This is a genomic window from Bacillus sp. FSL W7-1582 (assembly GCF_038593325.1).
Taxonomy (GTDB): Bacteria; Bacillota; Bacilli; order Bacillales; family Bacillaceae; genus Bacillus; species Bacillus altitudinis.
This window is the reverse complement of record NZ_CP151987.1, coordinates 759921-780269: the sequence shown is the minus strand read 5'-3', so window position 1 is coordinate 780269 and position 20349 is coordinate 759921. Positions and strand designations below refer to the sequence as shown.

At 41.1% G+C, this 20349-nt stretch carries 21 protein-coding genes; 8 read left to right on the top strand and 13 right to left on the bottom strand.

Going from position 1 to position 20349, the window contains the following annotated elements; translation table 11 throughout:
* Positions 1-147 precede the first annotated feature (147 nt).
* From NSQ11_RS03880 to NSQ11_RS03850, 7 genes are all read right to left on the bottom strand, one after another.
* Entirely contained in the window at positions 148-582 is a 435-nt protein-coding gene (locus tag NSQ11_RS03880; protein WP_048002063.1) for a hypothetical protein, read from the bottom strand.
* Between the two features lie 64 nt (positions 583-646).
* Positions 647-1363, bottom strand: coding sequence for a trehalose operon repressor (gene treR, locus NSQ11_RS03875; RefSeq protein ID WP_007496585.1), 717 nt, complete (start codon positions 1361-1363; stop codon positions 647-649).
* A 19-nt stretch (positions 1364-1382) separates the two neighbouring features.
* Entirely contained in the window at positions 1383-3083 is a 1701-nt protein-coding gene (treC, locus tag NSQ11_RS03870; RefSeq protein ID WP_046527354.1) for an alpha,alpha-phosphotrehalase, read from the bottom strand.
* Positions 3084-3098: 15 nt separating this feature from the next.
* Positions 3099-4532 carry a PTS system trehalose-specific EIIBC component gene (gene treP, locus NSQ11_RS03865; protein ID WP_017358785.1) on the bottom strand — a complete coding sequence of 478 codons (1434 nt, stop codon included), beginning with the start codon at positions 4530-4532 and terminating at the stop codon, positions 3099-3101.
* A gap of 162 nt (positions 4533-4694) precedes the next feature.
* A complete protein-coding gene (locus NSQ11_RS03860) occupies positions 4695-5081 on the bottom strand; it encodes a DUF1992 domain-containing protein (protein WP_057078330.1) in 387 nt (128 codons plus the stop codon).
* An 81-nt stretch (positions 5082-5162) separates the two neighbouring features.
* Positions 5163-6887, bottom strand: coding sequence for a methyl-accepting chemotaxis protein (locus tag NSQ11_RS03855; protein ID WP_048002723.1), 1725 nt, complete (start codon positions 6885-6887; stop codon positions 5163-5165).
* Positions 6888-6918: 31 nt separating this feature from the next.
* Entirely contained in the window at positions 6919-8577 is a 1659-nt protein-coding gene (locus NSQ11_RS03850; protein ID WP_007496575.1) for a pyridoxal-dependent decarboxylase, read from the bottom strand.
* 578 nt (positions 8578-9155) lie between these two features.
* Here NSQ11_RS03850 and NSQ11_RS03845 point away from each other — a divergent pair.
* Together NSQ11_RS03845 and NSQ11_RS03840 are read left to right on the top strand one after the other, a co-directional pair.
* Complete coding sequence (locus tag NSQ11_RS03845; RefSeq protein WP_254506370.1) at positions 9156-11138, top strand: LTA synthase family protein; 1983 nt, start codon at positions 9156-9158, stop codon at positions 11136-11138.
* Positions 11139-11239: 101 nt separating this feature from the next.
* Positions 11240-11827 (top strand): YjgB family protein, encoded by a 588-nt coding sequence (locus tag NSQ11_RS03840; RefSeq protein ID WP_017366815.1) that lies wholly within the window; start codon positions 11240-11242, stop codon positions 11825-11827.
* Between the two features lie 42 nt (positions 11828-11869).
* Here the strand turns inward: NSQ11_RS03840 and NSQ11_RS03835 are convergent, their stop codons facing one another.
* Complete coding sequence (locus tag NSQ11_RS03835; RefSeq protein ID WP_007496570.1) at positions 11870-12373, bottom strand: DoxX family protein; 504 nt, start codon at positions 12371-12373, stop codon at positions 11870-11872.
* A 194-nt stretch (positions 12374-12567) separates the two neighbouring features.
* Here NSQ11_RS03835 and NSQ11_RS03830 point away from each other — a divergent pair, with 194 nt between their 5' ends.
* A complete protein-coding gene (locus tag NSQ11_RS03830; protein ID WP_254506371.1) occupies positions 12568-13326 on the top strand; it encodes a DUF817 domain-containing protein in 759 nt (252 codons plus the stop codon).
* Positions 13327-13345: 19 nt separating this feature from the next.
* Here NSQ11_RS03830 and nagE read toward each other — a convergent pair whose 3' ends face one another.
* Positions 13346-14710, bottom strand: coding sequence for an N-acetylglucosamine-specific PTS transporter subunit IIBC (gene nagE, locus NSQ11_RS03825; protein ID WP_342501273.1), 1365 nt, complete (start codon positions 14708-14710; stop codon positions 13346-13348).
* Positions 14711-14900: 190 nt separating this feature from the next.
* Between nagE and map the strand changes: the two genes are divergently transcribed.
* The 3 genes from map (at position 14901) to NSQ11_RS03810 (ending at position 16346) form a co-directional block, all read left to right on the top strand.
* Entirely contained in the window at positions 14901-15650 is a 750-nt protein-coding gene (gene map / locus NSQ11_RS03820) for a type I methionyl aminopeptidase (RefSeq protein ID WP_008341769.1), read from the top strand.
* Between the two features lie 262 nt (positions 15651-15912).
* Positions 15913-16074, top strand: a complete 162-nt coding sequence (locus tag NSQ11_RS03815; RefSeq protein WP_008341770.1) for a hypothetical protein — start codon at positions 15913-15915, stop codon at positions 16072-16074.
* A gap of 134 nt (positions 16075-16208) precedes the next feature.
* Positions 16209-16346 carry a YflJ family protein gene (locus tag NSQ11_RS03810; RefSeq protein WP_008341771.1) on the top strand — a complete coding sequence of 46 codons (138 nt, stop codon included), beginning with the start codon at positions 16209-16211 and terminating at the stop codon, positions 16344-16346.
* Positions 16347-16387: 41 nt separating this feature from the next.
* Here the strand turns inward: NSQ11_RS03810 and NSQ11_RS03805 are convergent, their stop codons facing one another.
* Positions 16388-17038, bottom strand: coding sequence for an MOSC domain-containing protein (locus NSQ11_RS03805; protein WP_058214350.1), 651 nt, complete (start codon positions 17036-17038; stop codon positions 16388-16390).
* A gap of 122 nt (positions 17039-17160) precedes the next feature.
* Here NSQ11_RS03805 and NSQ11_RS03800 point away from each other — a divergent pair, with 122 nt between their 5' ends.
* Positions 17161-17433, top strand: coding sequence for an acylphosphatase (locus tag NSQ11_RS03800; protein ID WP_058214351.1), 273 nt, complete (start codon positions 17161-17163; stop codon positions 17431-17433).
* 14 nt (positions 17434-17447) lie between these two features.
* Here the strand turns inward: NSQ11_RS03800 and NSQ11_RS03795 are convergent, their stop codons facing one another.
* From NSQ11_RS03795 to NSQ11_RS03785, 3 genes are all read right to left on the bottom strand, one after another.
* Entirely contained in the window at positions 17448-17873 is a 426-nt protein-coding gene (locus NSQ11_RS03795; protein WP_058214352.1) for a hypothetical protein, read from the bottom strand.
* A gap of 100 nt (positions 17874-17973) precedes the next feature.
* Positions 17974-19080, bottom strand: coding sequence for a nitric oxide synthase oxygenase (locus NSQ11_RS03790; protein ID WP_058214353.1), 1107 nt, complete (start codon positions 19078-19080; stop codon positions 17974-17976).
* 104 nt (positions 19081-19184) lie between these two features.
* Positions 19185-19742, bottom strand: coding sequence for a PadR family transcriptional regulator (locus tag NSQ11_RS03785; protein WP_017358773.1), 558 nt, complete (start codon positions 19740-19742; stop codon positions 19185-19187).
* A gap of 113 nt (positions 19743-19855) precedes the next feature.
* Between NSQ11_RS03785 and NSQ11_RS03780 the strand changes: the two genes are divergently transcribed.
* Positions 19856-20341: a phenolic acid decarboxylase gene (locus tag NSQ11_RS03780; RefSeq protein ID WP_025206914.1), complete on the top strand. Its 486-nt coding sequence runs from the start codon at positions 19856-19858 to the stop codon at positions 20339-20341.
* Positions 20342-20349: the final 8 nt, after the last annotated feature.

Sequence of the window (20349 nt, the reverse complement as noted above, 5' to 3'; positions counted from 1 at the left end):
TTAGCCCTTTGTCTTCTTTTCAGCGTGATAGAAAACCTTTGCAGTCTAGGAAAGTCGAGCACCGGAGCACAGATTTGACAACAAATGCGAGGGTTTGTCTACACGCTGAGGACAGAGCTTCGGCTCTGTCCTTTTTCCATCTCACTATCAATCTTGGGATAAATACATCCAATGACGGTCATCAAATTTTTTCACATCATCTGACCCTATATGACGCAGCATTCTATTAAAGAACGTGATATCATCTTCATCATCAACGGCATATAAATCCTCTTGAACATATTCTCTCGTAATGAAATTCGTTAAGTTCGTATTATTCACAAATTCAGCAAAGTACGATTTCACTAGGGTTAAATCTTCTTCATTTAATGTTTCATCACTGATAATTGAAATATGAAACACATTCAAAATCGCTTGAATGTCTTCTTCATCCATATCACATAATGGCTCTAATTTTCTATCTTCTTCCGTAAACGGTTTTCGCGTGTCTTCAATGATGACATAACATAAAATCCTGTGATCTTTCATCACGCTAAAAATTTCTAAATCTCTTAATTTTAATGGTCTATTCAGTCTGATCATTTGTCCTCCTAGAATGTTGCTCTTGTTTCCCTAAAACCTGAAATAGACAGAGCCTCGGCCCTGTCTACTTCTCTCTTCTAGCAAAATCCACGAACCTGAAACGATCTAGGCGGTGGCGGCTTTCTGTGTATTGGAATAGACTCGTATCCTCCAAGAACACATAATTCTTCACCACTACCACATGATCAAACCCGTTCAAATCGAGATACCTTTCATCTTCTTCAGTACATGGCTCGACCACAAATTCCTTTTGAGCATAACTAATCGAGACCCCAAGTTCTCCTTCAATATACTCGTAAATCGATCCTTCACAAATGTCCTTAGACAAGACCTGCACATGTTTTTGCAAAAAGTAATCTTTGTCTAAAATGACTTCTTCTCCGCTAATATTGCGAGAGCGAATGACTTCCCAAACGTCCTCCTGCCCACTGATTTTCAGCTGAGACTGAATATACTGATCTGGCTTGATTAAACCGAACTCATGAACCGTTGTTACCGTCTTGCGCCCAAGCGTTTGGGAAAGCTCTTTAAAGCTGACAAGACCCGAAACTGGGAACTGCATTTTCTCTCGGTTCAGCAATACTGAGCCTTTCCCGCGAATTTTTTGGATATAGCCATTTTGCACAAGGATGTTTAATGCCTTTCTCACCGTCTCACGGGATGTGTCATACATGACAGACAGCTCATGTTCTGATGGGAGGATGCCTTTATCCTGCCATTCACCTTGTTCAATTCGTCTTGCGAGCTGATCATAGATCACTCGAAACTTATTCTCTTTCATTTTCCTTCCGCCCCATTTACTAGCGTTTGGTTAAATGATAAACGATTGACTCATATGGGCGCAACGTAAATCCCTTGATATCTGCCGGCACATCCTCATAATTGGACAGCAGGACTTGCCCTTCCATTTCATTGACATCCTTTGCAAGCTCATCTGGAAGTGTAAAGTCCGTCTCGCCTGCATAAAAATGGTTGATCACGAGAATCTTCTCATCTTTGCCTTCTCGGACATACGCAAACACCTTTGGATCATCTGCCAGCAATAAAGTAAAGCTTCCATAGGTGATTACATCAAGTTCTTTTCGAAGTCTGCAAAGAGCTTGATAATGATAAAAAATCGACGTCTCATCTTTTAAGGCAGCTTCTACTGAAATGCCGTTTTGAGCTGGTTCAATCCAAGGCGTACCTTTTGAGAACCCCACATTTTTTTCCGCCGTCCATTGCATAGGTGTCCTTGCGTTATCTCTTGATTTGACCTGTAAAATCGCCAAAGCTTCTTCCTTTGTTTTCCCTTTTTCAAGCATGACTTCGTACATATTGAGTGATTCGATATCGCGGTATGACGAAATGTCCTCAAAGCGAGGATTCTTCATCCCAATTTCTTCACCTTGATAAATATAAGGAGTGCCTTGCATCAAATGAATGGTGGTCGCCAGCATCTTCGCTGATTGCTGATGGTACGTGCCATCATCACCGTATCTAGACACGATGCGTGGCTGATCATGGTTGCACCAAAAGAGTGCGTTCCAGCCGCCGCCCTCATGCATTTTCGTCTGCCATTCTGACAGAATTGACTTCAACTCTAGAAAATCAAATGGCGCAATGGCCCATTTTTCACCGTTAGGATAGTCAACTTTTAAATGATGAAAATTAAACGTCATATCCAGCTCCTGCCGATCAGGTCTTGTATACCGAATGCAGTCTGCAATATTCGTTGAAGACATTTCCCCCACGGTCATGCTATCGTATTTCGAAAACACTTCCTGGTTCATTTCATGCAAGAATTCATGAATTCTCGGCCCATCTGTATAGTACATACGTCCATCACCTTGCACTGATTGCCCGGCATCATCTAAAAAGCGTTGATCCTTTGAAATGTTATTGATGACATCCAGTCTGAATCCATCGATCCCTTTTTCAAACCAAAAGTGCATGATGTCATATACTTTCCTGCGTACTTCATCATGTTCCCAGTTGAGGTCTGCCTGGGTAACATCATATAAATGAAGATAATAGTCACCTGTCGCTTCATCTAATTCCCACGCTGGCCCGCCAAACTTTGACTGCCAGTCATTCGGAGGAGAGCCGTCCGCTTTCGGCTCCTTCCAAATATAATAGTCTCGATACGGGTTCTCCTTCGACTCTCGGGAGGCTTGAAACCACTCATGGAAAATCGACGTATGGTTCACGGCGAGATCCATGATGACACGGATCCCTCGTTCATGTGCTTCTTTCAGCATGTGCTCAAAATCAGCCATTGTGCCGTACATGTCATGGATTTTTGTATAATCACTAATATCATAACCATTGTCATGCTGTGGTGACTCATACATAGGAGTCAGCCAAATACAATCCGCCCCTAGCTCTTTAATATAGTCGAGCTTTTTCGTCACACCATTGATATCACCTGTACCAGAGCCTGTTGTGTCTAAAAAGCTCTTCGGATAGATTTGATAGACCACGGCTTTTTTCCACCACGGTTCGTTTGTTTGTTGATTCAATTTCCTTCACCACCACTAGTTAAGTTCTTGTGATACATCCTTCTTCTTAAGTTTTGCATATAAAAGGGTACCAATGAATGGGACGATCAGCACAATCACCATTCCGATGGCAAATGCCCCCCAATATTTCGGAATGATCGAGAAGATTCCTGGAATGCCTCCAACGCCGACTGAACTTGCCAGTACCCCTTGTGAGGCAATAAACATACCAGCTATCCCTGAACTGATCAGGGCAAAAATAAACGGGAATCTATAGCGCAAGTTCACCCCAAACATCGCCGGTTCAGTAATCCCCAAGTAAGCAGAAATACTTGATGTCAGCGAGAGCCCTTTTTGCTTTTCATCTTTTAAGACAAACATCATCGCAAGTGCCGCTGATCCTTGAGCAATATTAGATAGTGCGAGCATTGGCCATAGGAACGTGCCGTGCAGTTTTGAGTTAATCAGCTGAATATCGACAGCTAGGAACGTATGGTGCATGCCTGTAATGACTAACGCTGCATATAATCCACCATATAAAAGGCCGCCAAGTGCTGCGAATTGCTGGAATACAGTGACGAGTCCAGATGTTAATACGTTTCCGATCGCAAATGTAACGGGACCAATGACGATAAATGATAAAAATCCAATGAGTAGTAATGTAATTGGTGCAACAACTAACAACTGAATACTTTCAGGTGTCCGCTTTGTAATAAATAATTCGAGCTTTGCGAGTAAATAGGAGGCGACAAGTATCGGAAGAACCTGCCCTTGGTAACCTACCTTTTGTACTTCAAGTCCAAACAAATTCCAGACAGGAATGTCACCTGTCTTTTCCGCCGCTCCATATCCCCACGCATTCAACAGATCTGGATGTACAAGCATCAGTCCGAGGACCATCCCTAAAAGTGGATTACCTCCAAACCGCTTGACAGCCGACCAGCCGATTAATGCTGGCAAAAAGGTAAAGGCAGTACCTGCAATCAAGTTGATCATATTTGCTAAATCCGCCCATGCCGGATACACATCCACAATGGATTTTTGATCAAAGAAAATATCAGGAGCTGTTAAAATATTATTAATCCCCATCAATAAACCGGCTGTCACGATAGCTGGAAGGATTGGAATGAAGATATCTGCAAGCGTTTTCACCGCACGCTGAAGTGGGTTTAATTTCTGATCAGAGGCACGCTTGACGTCCTCTTTTGTCGCTTCGCCGATTCCCGTCTGTTTGACCATTTCGGCATAAACCCGATTCACCACTCCTTGACCAATGACCACTTGGTATTGGCCATTCGCTGAGAAAGATCCCTTCACTTCATCAATTTGTTCTAGTGCTTTCTCATCCACCTTACCTTCATCTTTTAGCACAAAACGAAGTCTTGTCACACAATGTGTGGCTTGATCAATGTTTTCTTTGCCGCCAATGGCTTTCACAATCTGATCTGCCGCTGCCTGATAATCAGCCATGCTATCCCCTCCGAGATCGTTTTTTTATAAGAAAAAAGAATCAAAACTTGTATATACATGTTCACTTCATATTTTATATTTGTATATACATGTAGTCAATAAGAAAATGTAGCGCTTTCATAAAAAAAGCTCCCTCAATGTGCTCAGAGAGGCAGCGTGTCATCATCTTTTTTTATGCTCCGTTAGTTTTTCGTAGACCCTATTCTTATAAAAGGAGGAGGCTGGTCGAGCAAACGTTTGGCGCTTGGATGTGAGTTCATCGAGGCGTTTCTGTTTTTCCTCACATATGAGAGAGAGTTTTTTTCTTTCTTCTCCATCTATACTCGTTTTCAGTAATTCTTTGACCGTCATTAGTTCTTTTTTCAAAGCGGTTTCTTCCCCGGCAAAGCCTGCATTTTTCATGATTCGATAGCCCATCCTCAGCTCTTCAGGTACATGAGCAGCATCATCCTTTGGCAGAGGTTTCCCAAAGCCTGATAGTCCTTCAAAAGCTCCATGGTCCATCGCCTTTTTGATCCGTTCTTCTGACAATCTCTGCGCAAAATCCATGACACGTCTCCTTTCAGATCGTCTGATATTTGGTTAAGCATAGCAAAAAAGCTGACTCTCTCACAAGAGCCAGCTTTCTCGTTATTTTTTGTCGATTTTAAAAGTAGATACCATTTGTGCCAAGTCCTCTGACATGTCAGAGAGCTGTTCAATCGCACTTGAAATTTGCTGCATGCCAGCACTTTGTTGTTCTGTTGCTGCCGCTACTTCTTGAGAGCTTGCCGCATGTTCTTCTGACACGACCGAAATTTGTTCAATCGATGTAGAAATTGTTTGATATGCTCGTTCTACCTGCTGAATAGATTGAAGCAAATTGTTCGTTCTGCTTGCAAATTGAGACACTCCATCATAAATACCAGCGAAGTTCTGCGAGGTGCCTTTCATTTGCTCACGGCCTTCTTCCACTGCTTTACTGCTTTCCTCCACGCTTTCAAGGACACGCTGACTATTTTCCTGTGTGCCAATGACTAAGTCTGAGACCGTTTTAGCTGCATCAGCTGACTGTTCAGCTAACTTACGGACTTCATCAGCCACAACAGCAAATCCTTTTCCTTCTTCTCCTACACGTGCGGCTTCAATAGAAGCATTCAGTGCAAGCAGATTCGTTTGCGCTGAAATGTCCGTAATAATGGAGATGACACTTTCAATTTCTGTTGAATGTGATTGCAATTCTTCTGCCGCTTGCTTGGAGCTTGTCATCATGTCGTGTAACATGTTGAGATGTTCAAGCACATGCTGCACCAATTTTTGACCAGATTCTGACTGCTCTTGTACTTTTGATGAAACAGATTTCATTTCATCCACTTCTTTTGTCACGCCTTCGATTTGAGTATCGATTTCCGCAACAGATGTTGTGCAGTCTGTAATGTTTGCGACTGAATCATTGATTCCTTCACTCATATTCGTCATCGCTTCTGACACTTGTTGTGCACTTTGACTAGATTCCGTTGTCACTGTGCGAAGCTGTGAAGACATTTTCGACACTTCACTTGATGAGTTTGAGATCTTTCCAATAAGCTCTTTGATCCGTCCCTGCATTTTCTGGAAGGAAGCCGCTAATTGACCGATCTCATCTTGACTTTGAACTTCTACCATGCCAGTTAAATCACCATCTGCAATTCGATCCGCTGATTCCATTAATGAACGTGCTGGTTTTGCAATTCTTCTTCCCATGAAGAATGAGAAGAGTAATCCGCCGATGAGCACAATCGCAGATGCTACTGTAATATAAATTGTCAGCTTTTTCGTTGTTGCTGGAACAACAGACGCATCTAAGTCAATTCCTAAAATCCCCGTGAGTTCACCGCCTGAATCTTTAATTGGTAAAAAGACGGATTTATGAGTCCCATACGAATCAACATAAATGTCACTTTTGACCATTTTATCTTCAGAAAGAGCTTGTTTCATTTCATCTGAAAAGACATAATCTTGATCAAAATCATTGTCTTCCCCTGTTAGTACGATGATTCTTTCTTTGCCGCCCTTATTTGATAACACGTATAAGTTCTCAAGCGTATGATCTTTTTGTAGTTCTGTGAATTTCTTTTTGATCTCCACATAAATGGGATCATCCTTCCCGCTAATGCTAAGGACATTTCCATCAATATTATCGATTTCTTTTTTCGCTGTATCAATATCTGTTGTTAATCGATAATCAAATTGCTTTAATAATTGGGAAGATAAATCCTGGCTAACTAAATAAAATGTTAGAACGAATAATGCAACGGTTGCGAGTAATGTTACGACAACGACTGACATGATTTTGGAGGATATCGTAAGTCCTCCAAACTTCCTTTGTTTCGCCATTTTTTTCTACATCTCCACTCTCAATTTTAATTTAAGCCTCTACACTTTCAAATTGTCCACAAACAGATGCAATGACATCTTTTAAATAAGATACGATATGAGGGATATGCTCCGGTAACGTATAAGGTGAAATCACAAAAAATTTACTCACACTTAGATAGAATTCTTGACCTTCTTTGGCATTGACTTGTAAAAACTTCGTTGTATCACCAAAGAACATTTCGTCTCTTTTCTCTCCAAGCTTTTCAAAGAGGATTTTGTTCAAATCATTGTTGCGCTCAATTTCCATAGCAGTTGCTTCTCCAGATATTTCTTCCTTAAAACGAGGAGAGCCGTCTAGGTAAATTCTAAACAATGTAGCCATTCCGACATTGTCATCATTGACGACTTCTGCTTGTGGAATTTCCTGACGAAGTGCTTCTCTAAATGCAAGGTTCACCTCTAAAAATTGACCGAGCAAGCGCTGGTATCCTTCAATTCCAAACGTTAGCAGCACACTTAGCATGCTGATGGAGCTTCCCATTCTTGAGCATTCAAGCGTATAACCGGTATGGTATTCCCCGTATCCTCTATGTCCAACATATGGTGTTTCTTGTTCTTCTAGGTCCAAGCGCTTTAAGTCAGCAGCGTTTTTCACTAAGAATAAACTAGATGTGTACGGTGTTTGTCCAAGTTTTTGAAAATCAAAGCACATCGTATCAGCAAGAGAAAGATGCTGAAACTTTGCTTTGATTTCTTTTAACATACGAAGAACACCGTCTGAGAATTGCAGCGGGTTTTCAGATACATCATACTCATTAAAGAAAGCAAAGAATCCACCAAGCGCCGAGTCTGCATGAATATGCGGCACCTTGAGACCATACTTCTCAGCAATGGCTTCTGCCGTTTCACGCACCCCTTTTACATCATCAATTGCAATGGCATCTGTTGTTCCGGTTGTTGCCACAATATAAACGGGAATTCCGCCATTTTGGGCAACACGTTCCATTTGACAACGCAAATCTTCCATATCCATCGAATGATCTTTATTCGTCTTAATTCTGATTAAGTTGTCTGTGCCAATCCCTGTTGCTTCCATTGACTTAAATAAGCTGTAATGTGCTGCATCAGAACAAAACGCATAAAGATTTTGCGGGACACCTTTTCGTAATGACTCCGGTGCAACTTTCGCAATCGCTAAACGAAGTCCCGAGAAAATAGCCCCTTGACCTCCCCATGTTGTGTAGCCCCCGCTCACATTTGGATCATATCCGATGAGCTTAGACATCATTGAGACCACTCTGACCTCAGCTTCCGCGCCTGCTGGTCCATACACATCCCATAGGTTGTTTCCGTTAACCAGCATAGCCGTCAGCATGCCTAGAATTCCTGGTGTACTTGCCATTGGCAAAATGTTCGTGAAGAAATACTTCGTGTGGTATGGATGATTATGTAAAAGCTTCAGTAATTCTTCATTCACAAGTTCCGCTTGTTGTCCGTTCATCGGAATTTGACTTGTTTCAGTGAGCTTTTTGTAAAAGTCCTCCTCACGATTCTTTTCACCTTTTAGGTGAGCACGGTTCGGATCCTTCAGGTCATCGACCCCTGAAATGATCTGTTCCATTAATTTAATGAGTTCTTTCCGCTCTTCTGCATTTCCGTCCTCACTCGGAAACCAGTTCTGAACGAGGTTCTGTGCTCGTACAGTCATATACTATCAATCCTTTCAATGGAAGATTTCCTGTCACTGTCTATATCGACCCCGTTTCAAAAGTTTATAGTGTCGAACTGTTCGCTTAAGTATATTTAGATAATTTGTTCGCTCGTCAAAACGAATAAAACCCTTACAATACACATCAAAACCATTATGTTTGTGAAACAATAAAATATATTAATATACTTCCATGAAGGAATTATTATCCAGACAATTCAGCTGCTTATTCATTCATTTTTTTTACTTAACCTGCATAAACATTAATAAACACTGGAAATCCGCCTAAATGCACCATTGTAGAAATCAAATTAATTCTTTAGACTTGTGTCTTTTTACCTGTTTTATTGATATAGCAACAGGAAAAATACAGAATTTTCTGTAATTATTAGGATAGATTTCACAAAAAGTTTTTCGGAAATCGAATGTTTTCGATGTCTTCCCAACTCTAGCTCGGACAGGCTGCCTTAGGTGCTCACCGGTTATGACTTTTCTATTTGTGCATTTCATGGTATATTCTAATGGTTCGTTTTCTTTCGTTCCGCCTCTTCCGTTTAACGGAGAAAAGGAGTGTTTAAATGAAAACATTTATTCAAAAAAGAGGCCTCGGCTTCTTTGTAATTGCAGCCATCTTGTTATGGCTCAAGACGTATACAGCTTATTTAATCGAATTTAAACTTGGTATATCAAATGTGCTTCAGCATATTTTGCTTTTTGTGAATCCTATTAGCTCCAGCTTGTTCTTTCTTGGCTTTGCTTTATTGTTCAAGAAAAAATGGCAGCCTGCCGCTATCATTGTGATTCACTTTTTCATGTCTTTTTTACTTTACGCAAATATCGTGTACTATCGATTCTTCAATGACTTTATCACGCTGCCTACAGTGATGCAGGCAGGAACGAATGGCGGACAATTAGGTGATAGTGCATTTTCACTCATGCGTTGGACTGATATGTTTTACTTTCTCGATACCATCATCTTGATCGTACTCGCAGTCCGCATGAAAAGACAGCAGCAAACAAGTACAGCGACTGTACCTGTTCAAAAAACAAAATCGTTTAGACTCGTTCTTGTGTCCTCTGTTCTGATATTTGTTGTCAACTTAATCGCAGCAGAAATTGATCGCCCAGAGCTTTTATCAAGATCGTTCGACCGCAATTATTTAGTCAAATACTTGGGTGCTTATAATTTTACGGTGTTTGATGCTATTCAAAATGTGAAATCAAACAGCCAGCGTGCCCTGGCAAATTCAAGTGACGTAACAGATGTAGAGAATTATCTAAAGGCGAACAGCGCTGATCCTAACCCGGCTTATTACGGGAAAGCGAAAGGCATGAACGTCATTACAATTTCTCTTGAATCACTGCAAAACTTTGTCATTGATTACAAAGTGAATGGAAAAGAGGTCACTCCTTTCCTCAATTCATTAGCCCATGACAACAAAACGTTTTATTTTGATAACTTCTTCCATCAAACAGGACAAGGAAAGACATCTGATGCGGAATTTATGATGGATACGGGGCTTTTCCCATTATCACAAGGCTCTGTGTTTATTAACAAAGCTCAAAACACATATCAGGCGCTTCCTGGCATTTTGAAAAAGGACCAATACACGTCCGCTGAATTCCACGGAAATACGAAAACGTTCTGGAACCGAAATGAAATGTTTAAGTCCTTTGGATATGACAGATTTTACGATTCTGAGTACTACGATATGAATGAACAAGATACGAAGAACTATGGATTGAAAGACAAACCTTTCTTCAAAGAATCCATGCCAATGCTTGAAAATCTAAAACAGCCGTTTTATTCGAAATTCATTACGCTGTCAAACCACTTCCCATTTGGTATGGATGAAGGTGATACCGATTTTGAACCTGGCGACTTCGGAGACTCCGTCGTTGATAACTACTTCCAATCTGCTCATTATTTAGATGAAGCCATTGAACAGTTCTTTAATGACTTGAAGAAATCCGGTCTCTATGACAATACCGTCGTCATTATGTACGGTGACCATTACGGCATTTCAGAAAACCATAATGAAGCGATGGAAAAAGTGACTGGCGAAAAAATTGGAGATTATGAAAATGCCCAGCTTATGCGTGTGCCGCTCTTTATCCATGTGCCAGGCGTAAAAGGCGGACAGATTCATAAATACTCTGGTGAAGTCGATGTTGCGCCTACCCTTCTCCACCTGCTCGGAGATGATACGAAGAACTATATAATGTCTGGTTCTGATATCTTATCGAAGAACTTTAAAGAGCTTGTGCCATTTAGAAATGGAGACTTCGTGTCTAAGGACTACACGAAAGTAGGCAACAATTATTACAGCAACAAAACAGGTGAAAAAATCGAGCCGACTGAAAAGGCATCACAAGAAAACGAAACGGTGAAAAAGATGCTAGAGACATCTGATAAGATTGTCACGGAAGATTTACTCCGTTTCTACAAACCTAAAGGCTTTACACCAATTGAGCGAAATGATTATGACTACACAAAGAAAGTACAGGATGAAAAAGATTCCTCTTCCGCCAAAGATGAATCCAGCTCGTCTTCCAAATAACTTTCTCATTTAAGGCCCCAGCCGATCCAAGATCAGCTGGGGCTTTTTACGTTTGATCCGCATGACACCGGGTATAGTTGAAGAAGGAGGGATTATTGATCATGAAAAAAACAGCAGCTTTTGTTGTGACCGCTTCACTCGCTTCTTCCACCTTATTTGCTTTCAGCCCATCGATTTCAGCGCACGCCATGACCCAAACGCAGGCAGAACAGTCCATTCCTCAAGGGCCGAATGCAGCGCTAAACAGCATCTATCAGCTGGCGCATAAAGGACAAATGCCATACTATGCAGAAGGACTCAAAATAGGGGTTCAAACAAAAAAAGACGTTCGGCATAAACTAGGACAGCCTTATCCAGAAACGGGTCAAAGCGGCTTTGATTTGTATCATGCTGAGATGGGCAACCCTGGATTTGCTTTTCACTATGACAAAAAAGGCAAGATTAACGAAATCCGTTATTTTGGAACAAATGTAGAAAAAGAAACGAATATCGGAGGAATGACTCCTTCCCTATTAAAGAAACAGCTTGGACCAGCAGATTCAGTCAGCACCATCCCACAAACAAAAGAGAAGAAATACGTTTATCAGACCGGTGATTATGAGCTCGAATTTATCGTCGGACATGATCCAGATATCAGTCAGCACGAGCTGACTGTGGTGCATATTAACCTCATCAAAGCCGGTTCCTAAATAAAAAGCATCCTGAGTTTTCGCTCAGGATGCTTTTCTTTATTATGATGCCACTTCTAAATGCGGCTTTCTTTTCAGTTTTCGCTTAAGGACTGGACCTGCTACATAATCAAGGCCAAGTTTTCCGGCATTTCCTTTCGCTGCCATAATGAAGACGGCGATTAGAAGAAGAAGCGGGTTAACAGAAACGGTTCCAGCTAGTAAGAAAGAGACATTCATCACGCTTCCAAAAAAGGCTGCTGTTGTTGTGAACAATCCAACAATTAGTCCTAGACCAACTAAGATTTCTCCCCACATGACCATGGCACTGAAGAGTCCGGCATTTGGCAACGCGACATTTTCTAAAAACCAGACATAGAACGGATAAACAAGATGTCCATCTTTCACAACAGGTTCAGCTATGGCAAATTGCAAATATCCTGATGCATCGAATCCGCCTGTTAGTTTTCCAATACCAGATGTCAGCCAAGTCCATCCGATATAAAGTCTTGCTGCCAAAAGGATAACCGCTGCCCATACATTCGTTTGTAAGAATTTTGTAAACATGATGATGCCTCCTTTTAAATTATGTGAAATATTTCACATTTTCTTTATGATCTTATTATACTACTTAATATACATTTGTGATCCTTTTCACATATATATTCACAAATTGTTCATGAATATCTAGTCGAGGTAAACTTTCCCCTTGCTATGGCCGTCTAAGTTATTTCAGACAGTAAAAAGGGGCTACATTTTGTATGAAAACATTATTTCATTTTGCTTATTTACAGGCCATCTCTTGTCTATTTCCTGTCATGATCTTTACGGCGCTTGCCCTATCAAAGGTCGTGTCTATTCCTTTTCTTCATCGATATGATGTTATTCTTCTGCTTTGCCTTATGGCACAGCTCCTCATGCTGATGCTGCGGCTTGAGACACTGACAGAGTTGAAGGTTATTTGTCTCTTTCATGTGATTGGAATAGGCTTAGAAATCTACAAAGTACATATGGGTTCATGGTCCTATCCTGAAGAAGCTTATACGAAAATTTTGGGGGTTCCGCTCTATAGCGGTTTTATGTATGCGAGCGTGGCAAGCTATATTTATCAGGCACTGACTCGACTTCACGTGAAGGTGAAAGCATGGCCTCATCCGTATCTTTCGATTGGGATCAGTTTATGTATTTACCTCAATTTCTTTACTCATCACTGGATTTATGATCTACGCTGGTGGCTGACATTACTCCTAGTGGTTGTGTTTCGAAAAACAACCGTTTCCTTTCAGGTCGGTTCATCGACCTTTCGCATGCCGCTTGTTATCTCGTTTTTGCTGATTGGCTTTTTTATTTGGGTGGCCGAAAATGTCACGACCTTTTTAGGAGCATGGCAATATCCAAATCAGCAGCATGCTTGGTCTCTCGTCCATCTTGGTAAAATCAGTTCATGGTTTTTACTTGTTGTCATCAGCATTGTACTGGTAATCGAACAGCGAAAACAAAAAAACGTTCAGCCCATTTGATCTGGCTGAACGCTTTTTTTTAGTCCTGAGCGACTTCCTTACGAAGATCATCGGCGACAAATTCGACATTTGTTCCAATGATGATTTGTACGGAAGTTTTTCCTGACGTCAGTACCCCTTTGGCACCTGCTTTTTTCAATGTACCTTCATTTAATAAATTGGTATCTTCTACTGTTAAACGAAGACGGGTCGCACAATGGTCAATTGTGGTGATATTGTCTTTGCCGCCTAGTCCCTCTATGAGCATACTTGCTCCGGCAGTATGTGTATCATCCCCTGAAATATCTTCGATGTCATCATCTTCCCTGCCCGGTGTTTTTAGCTTTAACAATTTAATCAGGAAATAGAAAACAACAAAGTAAATCACGCCATAGATGACCCCAACCACAAGTAACAGAATGGGTTTTTGCGCAATTCCAAAACTTAAAACGTAATCAATCGCACCCGCTGAAAAAGCGAAACCGCTATGAATGCCTAAGGTGTTGACAATAAAGAGCGAAAGACCAGTTAATATCGCATGAACACCATATAAAAGTGGAGATAAAAACATAAATGAGAATTCAATTGGTTCTGTGATTCCTGTAATAAATGACGTCAGTGCCATTCCAATCATAAGACCGGCTGTTGCTTTTCGTTTTTCAGGCTTTGCGGTCACAACCATCGCGAGACATGCCGCCGGCAGCCCAAACATCATCACTGGGAAGAAACCAGTCATAAAGACACCTGCACTTGGATCGCCTTTGAAGAACCGCGCTAAATCACCTGTCGCTCCGCTGAATTCACCAAATTGAAACCAAAATAGATTATTCAGCACATGGTGAAGTCCTAATGGAATGAGCAAGCGGTTAAAGAAGCCAAACAGCCCGGCACCCGTTGCTCCAAGACTTAAAATCCACTCCCCTAAATCATTGATCACACTTTGAATTGGAGGCCATACATAACCAAAAACGGCTGCTAATAGAATGGTAAAAAGTGCTGTCATAATAGGCACAAGCCGTCTTCCACTAAAGAAACCTAAGTATTCAGGCAGTTTCGTGTCCTTAAATTTATTGTAAACGTAACCTGCCAAAAGTCCGCACAAAATACCACCCAATACCCCCATATTGTTGGTCGAATTGATCGATGTGGTACCAGCTGACAAAATAAAATAAGAGATCGCTCCAGATAACGCCGCTGCTCCGTTACCATCCTTTGAAATACCAATCGCTACACCCATAGCAAAAATTAAAGCCAAATTCGCAAAAATTGCATTTCCTGCCGCATGAATAAACGGGATGTTGAATACATCTTCCCGCCCAATAGCCAAAATGATACCCGCTGCAGGAAGCACAGCGATTGGAAGCATAAATGATTTTCCTAACTTTTGAAAAAACTGAAACACCATCTTATTTCTCCCCCCTTCGTCATCATCATGAACAAATCTCTCATGATGTTCATAAAAAATATATCATATGCACATCTAGTTATCTATACCAATTTGTCCACATCTCACCCAAATCTCAGCCTTTACTCTTTTGGCGTAAAATGTGGTAAGCTATTGAATAGAATGAAGTTATAGAAAGCGGGAATGAACAGTGATTGTCAAACATGATCATGAGTTAGAAGCCTTAAAAAAAGTCGGCCGAATTGTCGCTTTGGCAAGAGAAGAAATGAAAAGCCAAGCGAAACCAGGCATGTCTACAAAAGAATTAGATTTGATTGGAAAAAAAATATTAGAAGAGCATGGAGCCAATTCAGCTCCTGAAAAAGAATATGATTTCCCCGGTACGACTTGTATCAGTGTCAATGATGAAGTCGCACATGGCATTCCAAGTGAAAAAACCATTTTACAAGAGGGCGACCTCATTAATATTGATATCTCAGCAGAGCTTGATGGATATTATTCCGATACTGGGATTTCATTCGTTTTAGGTACAGGAGATGCTCGTCTTGAAGCATTATGCCAGTGTGCAGAGGATGCATTCCTTGAAGGATTAAAGCATGCGAAAGCCGGAAAAAGACAAAATCAAATTGGCCGTGCGGTCTACAATACGGCGAAAGAACAAGGATTTACCGTCATTAAGAACTTGACAGGACACGGCATTGGGAAAAGCCTGCATGAAGCACCTAACCATATTTTGAACTATTATGATCCATTCGATAATGCTTTGTTTAAGAATGGGACTGTCATCGCCTTTGAACCTTTCATTTCAACAAATGCTGAGTCGATTTATCAAGCGGATGACGGCTGGACATTTAAAACACCTGATAAGAGTCTGGTCGCACAGATTGAACATACGATTGTGATCACAAAAGACGAACCGATTATTTTAACAAAGCTGTAAGCAAGCGGGTCCCCTCCTTCACTGGAGGGGATTTTAGCGTGTAGACAAACCCTCGCATTCGGTGTCAGTCCTGCGCGCCAGTACTCGTCCTTCCTAGACTTCAAAGGTTTTCTATCACGCTGAAGAGAAGACAAAGGGCTAAAATCAAGTTCATTTTAGCCCTTTCTCAACAATCTGCAATCCCTTTCACGAATCTGTCACGACTAAACAAAAATGCCTGTGGTAAAATAGGCAAAGATATGCGAAAGGGGTCTTATTTGATATGTGGTTCATCATCATCGGTGTTATCTTCTTTATTGAAAGTATTATTTTAACGGTTGTAGGTATTAAGAAAAAACAATCCATGATGACCTACCTCGGTATTGTCATCATGATTATGACAGTGGGCATGATCATCGTTACCCTCAACCCGCCAAATTCATAAATAATTATTTCCAGCATATACATGGATCATAGGCAGATAGAATCAGTTTTCATTTCTAAACACCTGCACACTTTTCACGTCCTTTTTTGAGATGTTACAATGCAGGCAGTTTCCATTGAAAGGAGTTTTCTATCATGCATTATGGTAGCAAAGGCTGGTATGTCGAAGAATTAAAGAAGCTTGGTGTGACCAAGCATGAAGGAAGAAAGCTTCAAAGCTTTAAAACTTATTTCCTTGCAAATCTTCTTGAGCAAAAGAAAACGAGCTCTTAAATGTTGAAAAGCCGTACATCCATAGCAGATGTACGGCTTTTTTATATGGGCTGAACACGTTTTTCTAAAGACTTCCTGACCACATCTGCTAAGGCATCTACTTCAAGAACTGCTTTCAGCCTGTTTTGATCTACTTGACGGTATTTGACTTCATTGACTTCGTGGACTGTGATGGAATGGGGCGCTTTTTCGACTAACACAAGAGCTTCATCAGGAGAGACCATTCCTTCTTTCAGCACACGCAAATAAAAACCGGTATATCCCGTTTGCTGCACTTCCTTCACAAGCTTCATGTTTCCATGCTTAAGAGAGAGCTTCACACATGGCTGTCTTGGCTGGCTGACCTCAACAATCGCTTCCCCAAACTGAAATACATCACCAATACGGACTTCTGTCTCTACAAGCTGATGCACGGTCACGTTCTCACCGAAAGCTGCCTCCTGTAACGACACTCCTAAAAATTGCTCAAAGTAAGTATAGTGATCATATGGAAAGACGCAAATGGCTTTATCATCACCTCCGTGATGGACCAAATCACCCTGGCCATCTCCATCAAAATTGAGCTTACTCAAATAAACAGGCTCGTGAATACGCTTTTTGTTGATGGCTGTTTTGATTTCTTTACCATTCACATAGGTGGTGATAGGTTGCCCTACTTGAATTCCTTCGATGTCGTACCTTGTCTGCCCCACTCTCGCCATCTCCTTAGATTGTCTGATTGCCTTTTATTTTACATGGTTTGACAGTTAAATCATAGTCGGTACATGAAGGAATGAGGCAGGTTATGGTACGATGAGAAAAAGGAGAGATGACATTGGTTCATTATCACGCTATTGTAAAAGGACGAGTGCAAGGAGTCGGTTTTCGTTATTTTGTTCAAGGAGAAGCCGTCAATCGAGGGATGAAAGGCTGGGTACGCAACACAGATGAGGGTCACGTGGAGTTAAAAGTAGAAGGAGAGCAGCAGGAGGTGTTTGACTTTTTAGAGACCGTCCGTAAAGGTAGTCCATTTTCAAAAGTCACACATTTGGACATGAAGCCGCTCACCACGTTCGCCCATTATCAAGACTTTCGGATTAGAGGATAGTTGATGTGTATCCTTTATTTCACAACAGTAAATGGGTTTGCAACATCATAACCAATCAAGGTTGTACGTGAAGCATCTTTGTAGAGACTCACATGAACATCATAGTTGGCTGATCCACTGTTAGGAAGTAATAAACGAGTAGGTGCTGCGAAAGCGTTTTGTCCAGAGATAGACCCTTCGTGTGTAAAGACTGGTGTCACTGGGAAAGTAAGTTTTCGAACAGCAGCTGTATAATAAAGTGTTTCATTTGTTGTTGCTGTCATGTTGACGTTGACCTGAGGATGAAGCGAAGTATAAGTTGAACGATCGGTTGTCACCTTTAAATCGATGTCATTCTGAACCATTGCTCCAGTCGTTGCTTTAGCTCTTTCATCACCTAGTGGTAGAAATCCGTTGAAACTGAATACAGCCAAAAATATGAGCAACGTCATTTTTTTCATCTATATTCCCCCTTTTTGATTTCACCGCCATTAAACCATCATTTTCCAAATCAAACAACATTCAAAAGACTCATTTCATACAAAAAAACCTAGCTTTTCGCTAGGCTCTTTCCGTCCCGTGGTAGGGTTTTTCCTGATAAAAATAATTCGGTTTCACGATCGTATTGTCATAGTGACGATGGAAGATATGCGTAGCAGCCGGTGATACTGGCGGAATCAGCCATGTCCAGTCGCCAGTCAGCTTGCGGTCAGCCTTTTCTTCCTGTTTTTCAAATTGTTTGAACTGATGGGCAGCTGTATGATGATCCACAATGGTCACCCCTGCTTCCCGGTAAGAATGAAGAACCGCCACATTCAACTCGACAATGGCTTTGTCCTTCCAAAGTGACGAATTTTTTGTTGTATCGAGCCCTAAAATAGAAGCAACTTTTTTCAGCATATTGTAGCGGTTTTCGTCAGCTAGATTTCGTGCGCCAATTTCTGTTCCCATATACCATCCATTAAACGGTGCCGCATTGTAATGAATGCCACCAATTTCTAATTTCATATCAGCAATAATCGGAACAGCATACCATTTCAGTCCTAAATCACCGAACCCATCATATTCAGGATGAGTGATCTCTACCTCTTGAACGATCTCTTTCGGAAGATCATACAGAACCGGCGGCTGATCTTTTAGCTGAAACATCAGTGGCAGAAGGTCAAAATGCGTGCCTTCGCCTTTCCAGCCATGCGCTTCACACAACTTGGTTAATTCAAGTGATGCCTCGTCTCCAATGATGCCATATTCCGACTCATATCCCGCATAACGAACGAGCTGATGATTATAAATAACGACTTCCTTCCGTCCCTTATTCTCTGGTGGGAAGATGGTAATGGACGGTTTGATTTTACCCCCATTTGTCGCATACTCAATATGATGAAAGAGTGCCTCTTTCACCTCATCTTCTGTTGTCACGTGCCGGCAGTCATGCACATGCAGTGTTGACCAAAACAAGCGCCCAATGCACCGGTTGCTGTTGCGCCATGCCATTTTTGCCCCGTGAGCTAATTCTTCCTGCGTATGAGTATACATGCCATCAGACTCAATTTCTTTTTTTATTTCATGCAGACGTGCTGCTTTTTCTTCATTTGATTTGCCTAATTCTTCATAGCATACAGAAATAAAAGCTTCTGCTTCATTCCACAACGCTTCTTGGTTACTCAAACATACTCGCCTCACTTTAATACGAATATATCCATTGTAGCGGTTTCTATTGATAAATTCACTTGTTTCAAACCATTTTTTATCATATCGTGCGACGATTGTCCTTAGACAATGGATGAATCAATGACTTCAAGGGTCTTTTGGAGCCAGCGAACATATCCTTTTTCCCTTTCAATTGCTCTTGTCAGCACTAAATAATGCCCGAATTGTGTTGAATGCAGTGATTGGGCAGATGGATCTTCTTCTGTTAAAATGTTCAGTTTCTGTTTAAGCATCTCTACTTTCTTTGTTCGCTCCAGCAGCTGATGTGCGAACAGACCGGCCGCTTCTTTTTGATCCATAGATGAGATAAAGAACGTTTTTAACATAAATTCATCTTTTGTTGTGTCTGGAATCGGGCCTTTTTCCCTTAACCATTCATGCAGTTCTCTTTTTCCTGCATCAGTGATTTGATAAACCTTCTTCTCTAGCTTTTTTCCTTGTATGTGAATATCAAATTCAATAAAACCCTCTTCTGTTAGCCGCTTTAATTCAGGGTATATTTGACTATGCTTCGCACTCCAAAACTGTCCAAGGGAATCTTCAAAGTGTTTCTTCATATCGTATCCCGTCAGCTCACGCTGATCTAGTAAGCCAAGAATGGCATATTTCAGTACTCTCATGACATGCCTCCAACGCATATTCTTTGACAATAGTATACCATACACCCTAAAATAAACATGTAAATCATGACATGTTTGAAGCAACATCATTTTAATTGAAAGAAGGAATAAACATGGATCAATTCGTTGGACTTCATATGATTTATACGTATGAAAATGGCTGGGAATATGAGATTTACATTAAAAATGATCACACCATTGATTACCGCATTCATAGCGGAATGGTTGGAGGCCGCTGGGTTCGTGATCAAGAAGTGAATATTGTGAAACTGACAAAAGGGGTATACAAAGTTTCCTGGACGGAACCGACTGGGACAGACGTGTCTTTAAACTTTATGCCTGAGGAAAAACGCATGCATGGCGTCATTTTCTTCCCAAAATGGGTGCATGAACGTCCAGATATCACCGTTTGCTATCAAAATGACTATATCGACCTCATGAAAGAATCCCGTGAAAAATATGAAACCTATCCGAAGTATGTCGTACCAGAATTCGCAGACATTACGTACATCCACCATGCTGGGGTAAACGATGAAACGATTATCGCAGAAGCACCGTATGAAGGTTTGACAGATGAGATCAGAGCTGGACGAAAATAGAAAAAGCG

What these genes read in the sequence shown, in the direction of transcription:
- NSQ11_RS03880 (WP_048002063.1), bottom strand. Translation starts at nt 582, where the DNA reads ATGATCAGACTGAATAGACCATTAAAATTAAGAGATTTAGAAATTTTT.
- treR (WP_007496585.1), bottom strand. Translation starts at nt 1,363, where the DNA reads ATGAAAGAGAATAAGTTTCGAGTGATCTATGATCAGCTCGCAAGACGA.
- treP (WP_017358785.1), bottom strand. Translation starts at nt 4,532, where the DNA reads ATGGCTGATTATCAGGCAGCGGCAGATCAGATTGTGAAAGCCATTGGC.
- NSQ11_RS03860 (WP_057078330.1), bottom strand. Translation starts at nt 5,081, where the DNA reads ATGGATTTTGCGCAGAGATTGTCAGAAGAACGGATCAAAAAGGCGATG.
- NSQ11_RS03855 (WP_048002723.1), bottom strand. Translation starts at nt 6,887, where the DNA reads ATGGCGAAACAAAGGAAGTTTGGAGGACTTACGATATCCTCCAAAATC.
- NSQ11_RS03850 (WP_007496575.1), bottom strand. Translation starts at nt 8,577, where the DNA reads ATGACTGTACGAGCACAGAACCTCGTTCAGAACTGGTTTCCGAGTGAG.
- NSQ11_RS03845 (WP_254506370.1), top strand. Translation starts at nt 9,156, where the DNA reads ATGAAAACATTTATTCAAAAAAGAGGCCTCGGCTTCTTTGTAATTGCA.
- NSQ11_RS03840 (WP_017366815.1), top strand. Translation starts at nt 11,240, where the DNA reads ATGAAAAAAACAGCAGCTTTTGTTGTGACCGCTTCACTCGCTTCTTCC.
- NSQ11_RS03835 (WP_007496570.1), bottom strand. Translation starts at nt 12,373, where the DNA reads ATGTTTACAAAATTCTTACAAACGAATGTATGGGCAGCGGTTATCCTT.
- NSQ11_RS03830 (WP_254506371.1), top strand. Translation starts at nt 12,568, where the DNA reads ATGAAAACATTATTTCATTTTGCTTATTTACAGGCCATCTCTTGTCTA.
- nagE (WP_342501273.1), bottom strand. Translation starts at nt 14,710, where the DNA reads ATGGTGTTTCAGTTTTTTCAAAAGTTAGGAAAATCATTTATGCTTCCA.
- NSQ11_RS03815 (WP_008341770.1), top strand. Translation starts at nt 15,913, where the DNA reads ATGTGGTTCATCATCATCGGTGTTATCTTCTTTATTGAAAGTATTATT.
- NSQ11_RS03810 (WP_008341771.1), top strand. Translation starts at nt 16,209, where the DNA reads ATGCATTATGGTAGCAAAGGCTGGTATGTCGAAGAATTAAAGAAGCTT.
- NSQ11_RS03795 (WP_058214352.1), bottom strand. Translation starts at nt 17,873, where the DNA reads ATGAAAAAAATGACGTTGCTCATATTTTTGGCTGTATTCAGTTTCAAC.
- NSQ11_RS03785 (WP_017358773.1), bottom strand. Translation starts at nt 19,742, where the DNA reads ATGAGAGTACTGAAATATGCCATTCTTGGCTTACTAGATCAGCGTGAG.
- NSQ11_RS03780 (WP_025206914.1), top strand. Translation starts at nt 19,856, where the DNA reads ATGGATCAATTCGTTGGACTTCATATGATTTATACGTATGAAAATGGC.